This is a genomic window from Mucilaginibacter angelicae (assembly GCF_042434235.1).
GTDB lineage: Bacteria > Bacteroidota > Bacteroidia > Sphingobacteriales > Sphingobacteriaceae > Mucilaginibacter > Mucilaginibacter angelicae.
Genome location: NZ_JBHLTS010000020.1, coordinates 37,142 through 53,108, shown reverse-complemented (window position 1 = coordinate 53,108; position 15,967 = coordinate 37,142). Strand labels below are relative to the sequence as shown.

8 protein-coding genes are annotated in these 15,967 nt (G+C 44.6%); 2 read left to right on the top strand and 6 right to left on the bottom strand.

The genetic code is table 11. The features are described 5' to 3' along the window. The 5 genes from ACFFGT_RS08545 to ACFFGT_RS08525 form a co-directional block, all read right to left on the bottom strand. Window positions 1-3,285, bottom strand: a complete 3,285-nt coding sequence (locus tag ACFFGT_RS08545; protein ID WP_377022100.1) for an efflux RND transporter permease subunit — start codon at window positions 3,283-3,285, stop codon at window positions 1-3. A gap of 2 nt (window positions 3,286-3,287) precedes the next feature. Continuing rightward, the gene (locus tag ACFFGT_RS08540; protein WP_377022099.1) at window positions 3,288-6,542 is read right to left on the bottom strand and encodes an efflux RND transporter permease subunit; all 3,255 of its coding nucleotides are present in this window, start codon (window positions 6,540-6,542) and stop codon (window positions 3,288-3,290) included. Window positions 6,543-6,587: 45 nt separating this feature from the next. After that, window positions 6,588-7,772 (bottom strand): efflux RND transporter periplasmic adaptor subunit, encoded by a 1,185-nt coding sequence (locus ACFFGT_RS08535; protein ID WP_377022098.1) that lies wholly within the window; start codon window positions 7,770-7,772, stop codon window positions 6,588-6,590. Between the two features lie 18 nt (window positions 7,773-7,790). After that, a complete protein-coding gene (locus ACFFGT_RS08530) occupies window positions 7,791-9,263 on the bottom strand; it encodes a TolC family protein (protein WP_377022097.1) in 1,473 nt (490 codons plus the stop codon). Between the two features lie 190 nt (window positions 9,264-9,453). Then, window positions 9,454-9,834 (bottom strand): hypothetical protein, encoded by a 381-nt coding sequence (locus tag ACFFGT_RS08525; RefSeq protein ID WP_377022096.1) that lies wholly within the window; start codon window positions 9,832-9,834, stop codon window positions 9,454-9,456. Window positions 9,835-10,211: 377 nt separating this feature from the next. Between ACFFGT_RS08525 and ACFFGT_RS08520 the strand changes: the two genes are divergently transcribed. Beyond that, window positions 10,212-12,704 (top strand): M1 family aminopeptidase, encoded by a 2,493-nt coding sequence (locus tag ACFFGT_RS08520; protein WP_377022095.1) that lies wholly within the window; start codon window positions 10,212-10,214, stop codon window positions 12,702-12,704. 592 nt (window positions 12,705-13,296) lie between these two features. Next, window positions 13,297-14,319 (top strand): NADPH-dependent aldehyde reductase Ahr, encoded by a 1,023-nt coding sequence (gene ahr, locus ACFFGT_RS08515; protein ID WP_377022094.1) that lies wholly within the window; start codon window positions 13,297-13,299, stop codon window positions 14,317-14,319. A gap of 71 nt (window positions 14,320-14,390) precedes the next feature. On the opposite strand, the gene ACFFGT_RS08510 is transcribed toward ahr, so the two are convergent. Further along, window positions 14,391-15,815: an aminotransferase-like domain-containing protein gene (locus tag ACFFGT_RS08510; RefSeq protein ID WP_377022093.1), complete on the bottom strand. Its 1,425-nt coding sequence runs from the start codon at window positions 15,813-15,815 to the stop codon at window positions 14,391-14,393. Window positions 15,816-15,967 lie beyond the last annotated feature (152 nt).

Here is a 15,967-nt window from a genome sequence, read left to right as displayed (position 1 = left end):
CTATTTGTTATTTTGTTTTACCGAAGCTTTGTATTCGTTATGCTGTGCATGTGCCTCAGCAATATCATATTCCAGTTCGGGGTCGATATTTTGGGCTTCTACTTTCCTCGCTTTTTCCATCAGTTCTTCATGGTGTGCCTGCAGATAATCCAGTTGTTTTTTACCATAGGAGAAACGGGTAAACAACACAAAAAGCACCGGCACAATAAATATGGAAATGGTTGATGAGGCTATCATCCCCCCTAAAACAGTTACGCCTATGGTATTCCGGGATTCGGCACCGGCACCGGTTGCCAACACCAGCGGCAATACACCCAGGATAAATGCGAGCGAAGTCATGATGATAGGCCGTAACCTGAGGCGTACGGCTTCGAGAGTGGATTTCAAAAGTTCCTCGCCACGGTCGACCCTGATCTTGGCAAATTCCACAATCAGGATGGCATTTTTGGCAGAAAGACCAATTAAAGTAATAAGCCCAATCTGTGCGTAAACATTATTGGTTATCGTTGGTACCATGGTAAGCGCCAGGATAGCGCCAAACGCACTTATCGGAACAGCCAGCATCACCGAAAACGGTACCGACCAGCTTTCGTACAAAGCCGCCAAAAACAGGAATACGAATACGATGGAGAAAAGGAAGATATATACCGTGGTTGATCCGGCCTTTAATTCTTCATAACTCAATCCCGAAAATTCATAAGTATAGCCGCGCGGCAAAGTTTTGGATGCTAACTCCTTCAAAGCTTCAATGGCCTGGCCGCTGCTGTATCCGGGTGGGATAGAACCGTCAACTTCGGCCGAGCGGAAGATATTAAAGTGGGTGATCAGCGGGGCTGCTACTATCGGCTTATAGCTGATCACAGCGCTTAACGGAAGCATCTGGCCGGCAGAGTTGCGCACATAATACTTGTTCATGTTTGAGATTAGCGCCCGGTAGGCCGTATCCGCCTGTACAACCACGTGGTAAGTCCTGTTATAGAGGGTGAAGTTATTCACAAATAAGCTGCCCATATAGGCCTGCATAGTTGAAAAAACATCTGAAATATTGATGCCCAGCTTTTCGCACTTTTCCCTGTCGACATTAAGCTGATAGCTTGGCGTATGTGCCGAAAAATAGCTGTAGGCACCTGCCGTTGCAGGCGTTGCTTTTGCTGCTGCTACAAACTTTTTAACCACTTTTTCAAAGGTGTAAATATCATCGGTAGAGTTACCCTGCTCAATCTGCATGCTGAAGCCTGCAGCCTGGCCAATACCCCTGATAGGCGGCGGCTGTGCAACTACCACATTGGCATTTTTGATGCCGGCTTTAGCAATCTTCTTTTTAATGACATCCATAAGTCCCGGCACCCGGGTATCCGGTGTAGTGCGGTCATCCCATGGTGTGAGCATGCAAAACATGGAGCCGTTATTGGAGTTGGCGCCACCATTTAAGATGTTGAACCCCGAGATAGCTGTATAATGCATGATACCCGGTGTTGAAGCCACAATTTTCATCAGCTTGTTCATCACATTAACAGACTGAATGGTGGAGGAAGCCTCGGGCAATTGATAGGTTACGTATAACCGGCCGCCATCTTCCGCCGGTACAAAACCCGAAGGTTTTATTTTGAAAAGCAGGTAAGTACCAACGCAGATACATACCAATATAATCACGATATATCTTGCACCTTTAATGCTACGGTGTACGCCATTTGTGTACTTGAAGGTAATCTTTTCAAACGCGCGGTTAAATCCCCGGAAAAAACGGTCGAGCAAATTTGATTTATCCGTTACGGGCTTGGTAGGCTTTAATAACAACGTACAAAGTGCGGGGGTTAAGGACAAAGCGATAAATGCCGAAAGCATCACCGATATGGCAATAGTAATGGCAAACTGCTGGTATAAACGCCCGACAATGCCGGGGATAAAGCCAACCGGCACAAATACCGATGCCAGGATGAGCGCGATGGCGATAACAGGCGCGGAGATCTCCTTCATAGCATGATAGGTAGCCTCCTTGGGCGACATGTGCTGCTCATCAATATAATGCTGCACCGCTTCCACCACAATAATGGCATCATCCACCACAATCCCAATGGCCAGTACAAAGCCAAACATGGTTAATGTATTAACAGTAAAGCCCAATGGAATGAAGAAAATGAACGTAGCCAGTATAGATACCGGGATAGCCAATATCGGGATGAGTGTTGAGCGCCAGTTTTGGAGGAAAAGGAATACCACAATAGCCACCAAAATCAGTGCTTTGATCAGTGTACCTACTACTTCATCCATCGACACTTTGATAATGGTTACCGATTCAAAAGGCACCACGTAATCAACATCCTTGGGGAACGATTTTTTTAATTTGGCTAAAGCAGCATATACGTTTTCGGCAGTTTGCAGGGCGTTACTTCCCGGCGATTGGTAGATCTGGATGGTGGAAGCCCGGTTACCATCCACAAACGCGTTACTGGAGAAGGTGAATTTGCCCAGCTCAACCCTGGCCACATCTTTAAGGTGCACCAGCTGACTGGTTCCTGGAATACTTTTCACCACTATATTTTCATAATCCTTCACCTTGCTGAGCATGCCGTTAACCAAAATTCCGGTTTCGTAGGTTTGGGAGGCATCCTGCGGAGGGGCACCAACAGAACCGGCAGCTACATAAACGTTTTGCGCATTTAAGGCTGCTGTTACATCGGCCGGTGTCAGGCTGTAGGATGCCATTTTATCGGGGTTCATCCAAATCCTCATACTGAAATTATCAGTACGGGCACTCACGTCGCCAACACCAGGAACGCGTAATATAGCATCCTGGATAAAGGTACTTGTGTAATTATCCAGGAAGGTAATGCTATGGCTATGCTTTGGCGAATAAATGGCCACCAGCATCAGCTGATCTGGGTTACTGGCACGTACGGTAAGTCCTAATTTACTCACTACCGATGGCAGCAGGGGGGCGGCAATACCAACACGGTTTTGCACGTTAAGTGCCGCTATGTGTACATTGGTACCTATATTAAAAGTTACCCTGATACCCATACTACCGCTATTGGTGCTGGTGCTGGTCATGTACTCCATGCCGGGTGTACCGTTTACCTGTTCCTCAATAGGTGTAGCGATATTTTGCTCCACAGTTTGGGCATCGGCACCGGTATACGACCCGTTAACCGATACACTTGGCGGCGAGATATTGGGGTACTGATCAACCGCGAGGTTAAACAGGCAGATCACCCCGGCAATCATCAGCACCAGCGAGATCACTATGGCGGTTACGGGCCTTTTGATAAATGTATTTGAAATCATCCTTAGTTAGCTTTATGTAATGCACGGGATTTTTCAATCTCATATTCCAGTTCAGGATCAATGCTCTGAGCCTCTACTTTTTTAGCTTTTTCTTTCAGGTCTTCCTTGTGCGCCTGCAGGTATTCCAGTTTTTCTTTACCGTAGGAGAAGCGGGTGATGAGCACAAACAGCACCGGCACAATAAAAATTGCCAGTGTTGATGCCGCAATCATCCCCCCTAAAACTGTAAAGCCTATTGTTCTGCGGGCTACAGCACCTGCACCGGTTGCCAGTACAAGTGGAAGTACACCCAAAACAAATGCAAGGGAAGTCATGATGATCGGCCGCAAACGTAGGCTTACCGCCTCCAATGTCGATTGGATGAGTTCCTCACCCATATCAACCCTTACCTTGGCAAACTCCACAATCAAAATGGCGTTTTTGGCCGCGAGCCCGATGAGCGTAATCAACCCGATTTGCGCGTACACGTTATTGGTTAAACTTGGCACCAGTACCAGTGCAAGAATAGCACCCATGGCACCTATCGGCACAGCTAAAAGCACGGAGAACGGTACCGACCAGCTTTCATACAAGGCTGCCAAAAACAGGAATACAAAGGTGATGGAAAAGAGGAAGATGTAAATGGTGGTTGACCCCGCCTTGATCTCCTCATAGCTCAGTCCCGAAAACTCGTAATCGTACCCTTCCGGTAAAACTCTTTTTGCCAGTTCCTGCATGGCTGCAATGGCCTCGCCGCTGCTATGACCTTCTGCTGCTGATCCATCTACCTCTGCTGTGCGGAAAATGTTAAAATGGGAGATAAGCGGCGGCGCATCAACAGGTTTATAGCTCATCAGGGTACCTAAAGGCACCATATCGCCAGCTTGATTGCGCACATAATATTTATCCATATTGGCCACAACTTTACGGAAAGCCGTATCGGCCTGCACCACCACGTGGAAGGTGCGGTTATAGGTAGTAAAGTCGTTGATATAGAGACTACCCATGTAGGCCTGGATGGTTGTGAAAACATCAGCGACGTTAACACCCAGTTTTTCGCATTTTTCGCGATCAACAGTTAAACTGTAGTTAGGCGTATGCGAGGTGTAAAAAGTGAATGCTTTGGATATAACCGGGTTTTTATTGGCTTCGGTTACAAAGTTATCTACCACTTTTTGAAAGGCCTGCAAATTGTCGGTAGTGCTGCGTTGCTCAATCTGCAGGCTGAAACCTACGGTTGTTCCAATGCCCGGCAGGGGCGAGGGTTGGATCACTTCTACATTGGCATCCTTGATCCCTGCGTCGGTAATCCGTTTTTGCAGTTCACCTATGATGCCCGGCACCTGTTCGGTTTCCTTGCTGCGTTCATCCCAGGGGGCAAGCTGGCAATAAATGGTGCCGTTATTTGAATTGCTGGCATTGGTTACCACATTCAATCCGGATAGTGCTGCAAAATGCGCCACTCCCGGTGTTGAACCGATAACTTTCATTAGTTTCGACATCACCTCAACAGATCGTGCTGTGGAAGATGCCGGTGGTAACTGAAAGGTCACATATAAATTGCCGTCATCCTCTGATGGAATAAAGCCTGATGGTTTAGCCTGGAACAAAAAGTAAGTGCCTACGCAGATACAAAGTAGTATGATCACTACAAAGCGTGATGCTTTGATACTCTTTCGCACACCTTCGGTATAACTGGCTGTTACGCGCTCAAACCAGCTGTTGAATTTGAAAAATAATTTGTTGATGCCTTTTGCCTCACCATCAATATGAGATGGTTTTAGTAACAGGGTACACAATGCCGGCGTTAGCGAAAGAGCAATAAATGCCGAGATCATTACCGATATGGCTATGGTAATGGCAAACTGCTGATATAAGCGCCCAACAATGCCCGGGATAAAACCTACCGGTACAAACACCGCCGCCAAAATCAGCGCAATAGCGATAACCGGCGCCGAAATATCTTTCATGGCCTGGTAAGTAGCCTCCTTGGCCGACATGCCCTCGTTATCAATATAATGCTGTACCGCCTCCACCACAATAATGGCATCATCAACCACAATACCTATGGCCAGTACAAAACCAAACATGGTTAAGGTATTGATGGTAAAGCCCAGCGGGATAAAAAAGCAAAATGTACCGAAAATGGATACCGGGATAGCCAGGACAGGGATCAGTGTTGACCGCCAGTTTTGCAGAAATAGGAATACCACCACGGCCACCAGCCCCAATGTTTTCAAAAGGGTACCTACTACATCTTCCATAGAAACTTTTACCACAGTAACCGACTCAAACGGCACCCGGTATTCTACATCTGATGGGAAGTTGGTTTTTAACTTGGCAAGGGCCGCGTATACCCCATTAGCAGTTTCGAGCGCGTTGCTGCCCGGTGCCTGGTAAATTTGAAGATAGGAAGCCTTATGCCCATCAACAAATGAGTTGCTGGAGAAGGTGAATTTTCCCAGCTCAACCCTTGCCACATCCTTAAGGTAAACCAGCTGACCGCTGGCCGGGATGGTTTTTACGATGATCTTTTCAAATTCGGATACCTTGCTTAACCTGCCGTTCACTAAAATACCCAGCTCATAAGTTTGGCTGGAGGCCTGTGGCGGTACACCCGCCGTTCCCGCTGCTACCTGCACATTTTGAGCATTGAGCGCTGTAATTACATCCTGTGGGGTTAAACTGTAGGCAGCCATTTTATCCGGGTTCATCCAGATACGCATACTGAAGTCATCCGTAAAACGGTTGATGCTGCCCACACCCGGTACACGCAAAAGCGCGTCCTGGATAAATATGTTGGTGTAGTTATCTAAAAACGTAATATTATGCGTGCCTTTAGGCGCGTAAATAGCCACCATCATCAGCATGCTTGGGTTTACAGCGCGTACAGTTAACCCCAACCTGCTTACTACGGCCGGCAATAGGGGGGTAGCAATACTAACCCTGTTTTGAACATCAAGCGCGGCAACGTCAATATCCGTACCCATTTTAAAGGTTACGTTCATGCTCATTTGCCCGTTATTGGTATTGTTGCTTTGCATGTATTCCATGCCGGGCGTTCCGTTCACCTGCTCTTCAATGGGCGTGGCTACGGTTTGTTCAACCGTTTGCGCATCGGCCCCGGTAAACTGCCCGTTAACCTGTACAACAGGCGGCGTAATATCAGGGTACTGGTCTATAGGCAGCATGAGGATACTCACGGTACCGGTAATGATCAGCACGATTGATATCACGATAGCTGTTACAGGTCTTTTTATAAATGTATTAGCGATCATAAGATGTCTTCGTCTAAAGTTTCAGTTTGTGCTTTAACGTTGCCACTAACGGGAGCCTTTGCCTCCGGCAGATGGCCCAACTTTATTGGCGGTGGTTATTTTTGAACCATCGTGCAGTAATTGAACGCCATCAACAATAACACGTTCTCCATCATTGATGCCGCTTTTGATGATCATGTTGGCACCTATTGTTTCACCCACCTGCACCTTTTTCTGCAATGCAACCAGTTTCTTTATCTTGTTTTTGGCCGAATCGGCACCTGCCTTAGGGTTATTCATCAGGCTGTCTTTGGCGGTGTATACAAAGTATTCGCCCATTTGCTCAACCACCGCTTTACCCGGCACCACAATTTGCGGCCCTGGTTCCTGGTTATGTACACGAACAACGCAGCTCATGCCAACCCTTAACATCCCCTTAGGATTCGGGAATACCAGCCTGATAGTGATAGCGCCTGTTTGTGAATTTACTGCCCGGTCAATCACCGAGATTTTTCCGTTTACAGGGTAAAGCGAATTATCAGCTAATAAAATGGTGAAGAGCGAGTCGGTTGGCTCATGTTTGATTTGCTGCAGCCGCTCAAATTTGGGCAATTGCTTTTCGTTGATCACAAAATCAACAGCCATTGGGTCATTGGTTGATATAGTGTTTAATATGGTAGTACCCGCTGTAACAACATTGCCCAATTTAACCTGGCTAAGACCAATAGTGCCATCAAAAGGAGCATATACCTCGGCATAGTTTAAATTGGTTTTAGCCGTTTTTACAGCTTGATCTGCCGATTGAACCTGGCTTTTGGCATTTTCCAGTGTGATCACGGCGTGGTCATAAAGTTGCTTGGCAACGGCATTATACTTATTTAAATATTCGTAACGGTCGGCATCCTGCTGGGCCTGTAAAAGGGTGCCCTGGGTAACTTTGCGGTTAGCAACGGCGGCATCATAACTATCCTGGTAGATCCTTTTATCAATCTCATATAGCTTTTGTCCCTTTTTTACCTGTGAGCCTTCGGTGAAAAATATACCTGTAATGGCACCCTGCACTTGTGGCAATAAAGTTACCTGGCTTAGTGCCGCAGTTGTAGAGGGGTACTGGTCATAGTACAACACCTTTTTGGCCTTTACCTTATACAGGTTTACAGGCACCTCGGTGTTTTGTGGCGGTTGTTTCTTTTTGCAGGCTGCAAAAACTACAATACTTATAAAAATGGCATTTAAAAATACGCGCTTCATGGTTTGGTTTTTTGGGTATTAATAGGTGATATCTCCCATCGCTTTTTCCAGGTCAATTTTGCTCGAGAGCAGCTGGAAAAGCGAGTTAGTGTAATTGATTTCGGCTGTGATCAGGTTTGATTCTGCGGTGATCACATTAAGGTAGGCTACAACGCCCTGTTTATATTGCAGGTTAACTACAAAATAAACCCGCCGGGCCATGGCCACATTTTTACGTTGAACGTTAAAACCGAACAGATTGCTTTTGTAGCTGGCCAACCCGGAGGTATATTCCTTGTACAGCTGCGATTTAAGGTCAACCTCGTCCCAATGGATCAGTTGCTCCTGTAATTGCGATTTGTGCACATTATGCAACCGGGCAAATCCTGTAAATATGGGGATGCTGAGTGATACACCAACAATAGAGCTGGGGTACGACTTTGACAGTATGTTTGAAAAGTTGTTGTTGGCATATTGCAAGCTGTAATTAAAAAAGCCCGATATGGTTGGCAAATAAGCGTATTTGTAATAGTTAGTAAGCTGCACCTGCAGATCCTTGCGTGTTTGCACTTGCTTGTATTCTATCCGCTTTTCATATTCCAGTTGCCGGGTGGTGTCAATCTGGATATCGGCCATCATTTGGGCAGTATCAATGCTTACATTAAAATTCTTTTCGGGCTCGTAACCCATTAATTGTTTTAAGGCAGCATATTGCGGGATGATATTTTCGTTGGCCTGCTTTAACTGGGCAACAGAGTTATTGAGCGTGATGGTGGCCTGCAGGTAATCGGTTTCGTCAACAATTCCGCCTTTGTACTGGTGATAGGTATCCCGCAGGTTTTTACCCAGCCTGGCGGTATCCTCCTTTAAAACATTAATTTGCTGTAGGGTAAGCAATACATTATAAAAGGATTTGCTAACTGCCGAAACCAAAAATATCTTGGTACTATCGGTAAGCTGCTGCGCTTGTTTTACCAGCAAGGGAGCGCTTTTAGCTGCATATAACAGGCTTGGACTTAAAATAGCCTGTGATACAGCTAACTCAGGAATAAAAGTATTGGAATAGCTGCTGCGCACCGTACCTGAGCCGCCGCCGGCTGTGGTGGTGCCGGTACTTGTACCTACCCCGGTGGAGATGTTTGCATTTGATTGCTGAATATAGTGGATCAAATTGCCGTTGGCATTAACCTGCGGCAGCCAGGCCGCTAAGTTGATGGAATTGGTGGTACGGGTAATATCCGTGTTTATCAGTGCTTTGTTTAAGGCAGGCTGATGTACCAATGCATAATCAATACATTGTTTTAGTGTTAAATACTCGCCGCCGTTTTTACCGGCGTCGGTAGCATTTGGAATAATAGGGAAACCTATCGTGCTGGTATCCGGAACGGTTTCAGGTACAGGGATTTGCTTCTTCTTATTATTATTTTGCGCTGCGGCAGTTAATGATAAGGAAAGTAAGCCTGCAAATAAAAACGGCTTTAAGCCATAAATATTTATTGGTATGCGCGTCATGGCAAAAACAGGTTGTTGTTATAGAGAATGACCTTAAACAGCCATTCTGATTAAATTTTTAGGATGAAAAAAGAATTTGAACGCTGCAGAATTTCAATGCCGGGAAAAAGGCAAAAAAAATTGACAGAACATTACTGATGCCTTGATGCCGGTGAGCACCTGATCAGCAAATTCAAAAGATGAATAATGCTCAGATCCTGAGCGTACGCAGGTTGAGATAAGAAGACGGGGTATGTGAGTATACCGAAGCCAACACACTGTTTGGTTTTTTAACAGAGGTTAACGCTATTGCACTTGTAAGCAAAAACGCAAAAAACAGGATAAGAAGTCTTGAAGGAGCTGTTAAGCTTTTACGGCTTTCATCAACTGAATGGAAACTTCTTTGAAACTGAACCCGTGGTAAGTTTGCATTGGTGTTCTTATGCAGAAAGTCGATACTTGAGGCAGTATGAACACTACTGGCGTAATTTAAACGTGGCAGATAAGCAAGGTGAACCCAGCCAACAAATTGGTATATCACTAAGAGTGATAGTACTATATATTGTTTTATGGTTTGATTATACCTTTTCACAGTGCTGATTAACTAAGGCAAAAATAGGCCATCGTGCTAAAATGTTTTGTAATTATTTGGATACATGGCCTTTAAACAGAAAATGTGCTGTGTTATAACAAGTTTAAGCCGAATAATCACAATCAAATGACAAATTGAAAATGCCAACGATTTGAATATCATACTGTAGCTGTATTAAACGGTTGTGTGTGTCAGGTACTTTGGAGATTTACTTTAGTGAAAAAAATGCTCCGGCGGGGAAAAAAGTTTGCAGCACAGAAATCAACAACACAAAACAAACGCATTCCCTGTCTGAATAGTAAGTTGTTTTCATTTTGTTTGAAGGTAGTTTCTCCATACAGATACGTATATTAGCGGTTGGTAAAACGTTTTATTAAATGAAAAAAATATACTTATCTTCATTTTTAGGGTTGATGTTTACTGTCGGGATATCTACTTCGGCAATAGCTCAACTTAATCATCATGCTCCCAACGAACCTTATTATCATGCTTCAGCCCCAAAAATCAATGATCTGATTGATACCCGGCTTGATGTAAAGTTTGATTATCAGAAATCTTACTTAAACGGGAAGGAGTGGGTTACCCTGAAGCCGCATTTTTATCCAACAGATTCTGTAAGGCTTGATGCCAAGGGGATGGACATTAAAACCATTGGTATTGTTGAGAACGGGAAGGTTATTCCCCTTCACTATCGTTATGAAGATAGTCTTTCTTTAGCTATCCAGTTAAACAGAACATATACCGAAAAGGAACATTACACCCTGTTTATTGATTATACAGCTAAACCTAACGAACTGCACGATAAGCCCGGCTTTAAACTTGACGGTAAGGGCTTATATTTTGTAAATCCTTTAGGTAAAGAGCCGGGAAAACCAACCCAGATCTGGACACAGGGTGAGGCTGAAAGTTCATCCTGCTGGTTCCCAACCATTGATAAACCTGATCAGAAAACAACCGAACAGGTAAGCATGACGGTGCCTGCAAAATATACTACGTTATCAAACGGTTTACTTATCAGCCAAAAAATCAATGCCGATGGTACACGTACCGATACCTGGAAACAGTCGCTGCCGCATTGCCCTTATTTGTTTATGATGGCGATAGGTGATTTTAAGCTCTATAAAGATAAATGGCGCAATAAAGAGGTTTCCTATTACCTGGAACCGGCTTATGCCCCTTATGCTAAACAGCTTTTTGGGCAAACGCCGGAGATGATCGAGTTTTACTCAAAAGCATTAGGTGTTGATTTTCCATGGGAAAAATACAGCCAGGTGGTTGTTAGGGATTATCCGCTTGGTGCTATGGAAAATAGCTCGGCCACTTTACATGGTGAATACGTACAGAAATCGCCATGGGACCTGATCGACGACCCTAACGGTTCAGGCGGAACAACAATTGCTCACGAGCTGTTTCATCAATGGTTTGGCGACCTGGTTACCTGCGAAAGCTGGAGCAACGAAACGCTTAATGAATCCTTCGCTGTTTTTGGCGAGAAATATTGGAACGAAAAGAAATACGGCAAAGATGACGGGGATGCCAAACGCTACGACGAATTGCAGGCTTATCTGAATAATGGCACTGCTTATAAACAGGCTTTAACACCCTTTGTGTACACGGATGAGGAGGGGATCAACGGCGCAAATATTTACGATAAAGGTGGCTTAGTGCTAAGCATGCTTCGTAATTACCTGGGCGATGATGCCTTTTTTAAAGGATTAGGGCTTTATTTGAAAACCCGTGGGTTTAAAAATGGTGAGGTACATGATCTTCGACTGGCCATGGAAGAAATATCCGGAAAGGACATGAACTGGTTTTTTAACCAATGGTATTACGGCGCAGGTCACCCGGTGCTGGATATCACTTATCAATGGAATGCGGCCGGTCATCAGCAAAAAATATTTATCAGCCAAAAGCAGGAAGGCCAAACGTTCCGCCTGCCGATAGCTGTGGATCTGTATGCCGGAGGGAAAGTTATAAGAAAACAAGTTTGGCTTACACAAAAAAACGATACACTGAGCTTTAATTGCGATGTAAAGCCTGACCTGGTTAATGTTGATGCTGATAAAGTACTCCTTACTAAAAAGACCGACCATAAGGACTTAACTGAATTTGACTTTCAATATCATCATGCACCGCTTTTCCTTGATCGGTTAGAGGCGTTGAATGCGGCCATTGATCAGCAGACTTCAAAGGAGGGTATGGAAATTGTTCTTGCTGCATTAAAAGATAAATATCATGGCCTGCAGATAAAAGCGATCAGGGCGCTCAAAATGGATAGTGCTGAAGTATCAAAAGCTGCTTTGCCAATCCTGGCCGATATTGCGCTGCATGATAAAAACTACCCTGTAAGGGCTGCCGCTATAGGCGTTTTAGGGAAAACCAAATCCAAAGATTATCTTGATATTTATAAAACGTCACTTTCCAGCCCGTCATATACCGTTAAAGGCGCAGCACTTACTGCATTAAATAGTGTAGAACCCGAAACAGCCTTCCAAACTGCCAAAAGCATGGAAGCTGATGACAAAGGGAAATTAGGACAAGCCATTGTTAATGTTTATGCTGCCAATGGTTCGGATAAGGAATGGCCATATGTGATCAATGCGCTCGAAAAAGGATCGGTGCAGGTGAAATTTGACCTTGCACGGGGCTCGCTGCCGCAAATGATAGGCAAACTGGAAAACAAACAACATGTATTGCAGGGTATTAAGGCCATCAGGGATCTTGCTGTAAATTTCAAACGGTATGGTATCGCTCCTAAGCTTATTGCCGCATTGCAACAAATTGAAGAAGCCCGGAAAAAAATTAATGATATTTCATCAGCAAGTGCTGCGGAGAATGCTGTTAACGAGATTAACCAGGCAAAAGGATAGAATGTTGGTATTTGATTTATAATTAACCGCTATATAGTTTTTCAATAAAAAGGGATTTCCAAAAGGGGATCCCTTTTACGTGGTGCCTTATTTTACAGTAAGTTCAATTTTTCTGTACCTGACTTTGTAAGAAGCTGTTTAAAAATGCAAAATATTCATTGCCGTTGGTTTTAACCAACGGTAAATAAGTTGAAAGGTCTTGGCTTTAGCCTAATTATGCAAGCGGATTTGGGCTGAAGCCCTCTTATCGCTATTCATTGTTCCGTTGGTTAAAACCAACGGCAATGAAGTTTTATCTACCTGTAAACTATATTTACCAATTTTAAACAGCTTCTAAGATCTCACAACTGTTTTTCATTGTATTTTGGATTTGCTTGAACGATATCAGGAATAAATCGAAATCAGTTGCTGAAATTTACGATATGAAATGCCAAATGCTTATCTTGGTTAAATTAATTATCTGATAGTAAGCTTGTTATTCGATGGCGTAAAAGTGGCATTTCCAGGAGATCAATAAAATGCAGGTATTGATTTTTTCACTTGTACCGGGGGACTTTAAAATCAACCAATTAACAACCAATAAACATTCATCATGATGTCGACAATTAAAGCATGGGCAGCTATGGAACCGGGTGCCCAATTACAACCTTTTAGCTACGAAGCGGGCCTTCTTGGTGCCGAAGAAGTAGAAGTAGCGGTAGAATATTGCGGCTTATGTCATACTGATTTAGCCTTTATCAACAATGAATGGGGCACCATTCCTTTTCCGCTTGTACCGGGCCATGAAATAACGGGCAAAATAGTGGCGTTAGGAGATGTGGCCAAAAGCAAAGGATTGAGCATTGGCCAAACCGTAGGCATAGGCTGGACAAACGAAAGCTGTGGCCATTGCGGCCCTTGTTTAGACGGGGACCAAAACCTGTGCACCACCGTAAAGGCTACCATATGGGGGCATCATGGTGGTTTTGCCGAACGTGTGCGTGCGCACTGGATCTGGACTGTCCCTATTCCTGAAGAGGTAAACGCAGCAGATGCCGGCCCGATGTTTTGTGCCGGTATTACCGTATTTAGCCCCCTGATGGAGTTTGGCATAAAGCCTACTGATAGGATAGGGGTATTCGGGATTGGCGGCCTTGGGCATTTATCGGTTCAATTTTGCCATGCCTGGGGTGCTGAGGTAACTGCTTTTTCGTCGTCTGCCTCAAAAACCGAAGAGACAAAAAAACTGGGAGCAGATTATATCGTGTCCAGCCGTGATACTGCCGAATGGGGGGCGTTAAAAGGAAAATTCGACCTGATCATCATTACGGTTGCTGTGCCCTTAGATTGGGATAAGATCATTGAAATGCTGGGGCCAAAAGGGAGGCTGCATTTTGTAGGTATTATTTACGAACCAATCCCGGTGTCGGTGATCTCTTTACTGGGGATTCAAAAATCTGTTTCCGCATCGCCGGGTGGCTCAAGAGGAGTATTGGATAAAATGCTGCGTTTTGCTGCGCACCACAACATCAGCCCTATGGTTGAGCATTTCCCGATGAGCAAAGTAAACGAAGCCATTGCCCACTTAAACTCGGGTAAAGCAAACTACAGGGTTGTGCTTGATGCCGACTTTTAATATCAGGCACCTATCGACGAGTTGTAGGATCCAGACTTACGAAGTTTTAAAACTTCGTAAGTCTTAAATTATTAAACCTGCCGGTTCCCAATTGACCTTACCAGCTTTCCTAAAGTTTTAAAAGCGTCATCAATACGGGTGGTCCACATGGGGCAGCAGTTTATCCGCATAAAATTCTGAAAATGATTGGAAGCCGAAAAGATCTGTCCCGGGCAAAAACCGATGCCGAATTTAAGGGCCTCGCGTTGAAGGGTCAGCGCATTCACATTTTCGGGTAGTTCAACCCATAAGCTGTAACCACCCACCGGCTCAGTTATTTTTGTTTCTTCAGGAAAATATTTTAGAATAGCATTTCTGTATTGGCAGGCTTGTTTTTTTGCAAACTGGCGCAATCTTTTGATGTGTGTTTGATAGTTGCCGCTTTCCAGGAAGCGAGCTATGGCATCCTGCAGCAGTCCATTGGTAGAGATGTTTTCGGCAAATTTAAGCTTTTCAATTTCGGCCAGATATTTTCCCGCAGCTACCCAGCCAATTCTGAAACCCGGCATCAATGATTTTGAAAACGACGAACAAAAAAGTACATTATCATAAGTATCGTAGGCCTTTGCCGGTAATGGCCTCGATTTTTCAAAATAAAGTTCACCCAATGCATCATCCTCAATTAAGGGAATACCCCGTTCGCCCAGTATTTTTACCAGCCTGATCTTGTTTTCCTCAGGCATGGAGCAGCCGTAAGGGTTTTGACATACAGGCATGAAAATGCAGGCGGCAACCTTGTTATTATTCAGTGCGTTTTCGAGGTCATCGAGGTCGAGCCCGGTAACCGGATCCATATTAATGCCCAAAGCTTTTAATCCTTTGCTCTCCAGGCACTGCAGGATCCCGGCATAAACAGGTGATTCGACGGCAACAATATCATCGGATTTGGTAATAGCATCAAGGCAAAGGTTAATGGCCTCCATACATCCGTTGGTGATCAGGATCTCATCCTGTTTAATACTCTTATCCCAATCAAACGATTGCAGGGCTATCTGTTTTCTCAAACGCGGGTGCCCTTCCAGAAAGGTGTACTGGTATATGTTGCTGTCCTCCTTCATGGAAGCCTGCATGGCCTTGTTGATCCTGGTTATAGGCAGGTACTCGTTTATCGGCGAAAGCGACGAAAAATTAATTACGCTGTATTTATTGGTATTCTTCATCATGGCTGCTGCCATGCTGCTTACCTCCACATTTTCGGGCAGAGGAATAAAACGCCTGGTGGTCAGTACGTTTTTGCTGACCGTATTGATATAAAAACCCGAGCCGGGGCGCGATATGATGGAGCCTTTTGCCTCCAATATGGCATAGGCCTGGTTTACAGTGGTAAGGCTTACTTTCAGCTCGCCGCTCACCTTACGTACCGAGGGGAGCTTGTCGCCGGGCTGCAGTTGAAGGCCGGTAATTGTTTCTTCAATTTTATTGATTACCTGCTCGTACCGGAATGATTTGATGGCCATGATGAGATGCTATTCTCAAATATAAGGCTTATCCGGGCAAGCATGCTACCATGGCCAATAGTATTGCAATTAACTAACATAAACCGGCCAACTGATATTGTTTTTTTGTTGCCGACTGTATCTTTTTCTGCATTGCATTGAGCCCGATCTTT

Coding starts and splice junctions, on each gene's coding strand:
- ACFFGT_RS08545 (WP_377022100.1), bottom strand. CDS start 3,285: ATGATTTCAAATACATTTATCAAAAGGCCCGTAACCGCCATAGTGATC.
- ACFFGT_RS08540 (WP_377022099.1), bottom strand. CDS start 6,542: ATGATCGCTAATACATTTATAAAAAGACCTGTAACAGCTATCGTGATA.
- ACFFGT_RS08535 (WP_377022098.1), bottom strand. CDS start 7,772: ATGAAGCGCGTATTTTTAAATGCCATTTTTATAAGTATTGTAGTTTTT.
- ACFFGT_RS08530 (WP_377022097.1), bottom strand. CDS start 9,263: ATGACGCGCATACCAATAAATATTTATGGCTTAAAGCCGTTTTTATTT.
- ACFFGT_RS08520 (WP_377022095.1), top strand. CDS start 10,212: ATGAAAAAAATATACTTATCTTCATTTTTAGGGTTGATGTTTACTGTC.
- ahr (WP_377022094.1), top strand. CDS start 13,297: ATGATGTCGACAATTAAAGCATGGGCAGCTATGGAACCGGGTGCCCAA.
- ACFFGT_RS08510 (WP_377022093.1), bottom strand. CDS start 15,815: ATGGCCATCAAATCATTCCGGTACGAGCAGGTAATCAATAAAATTGAA.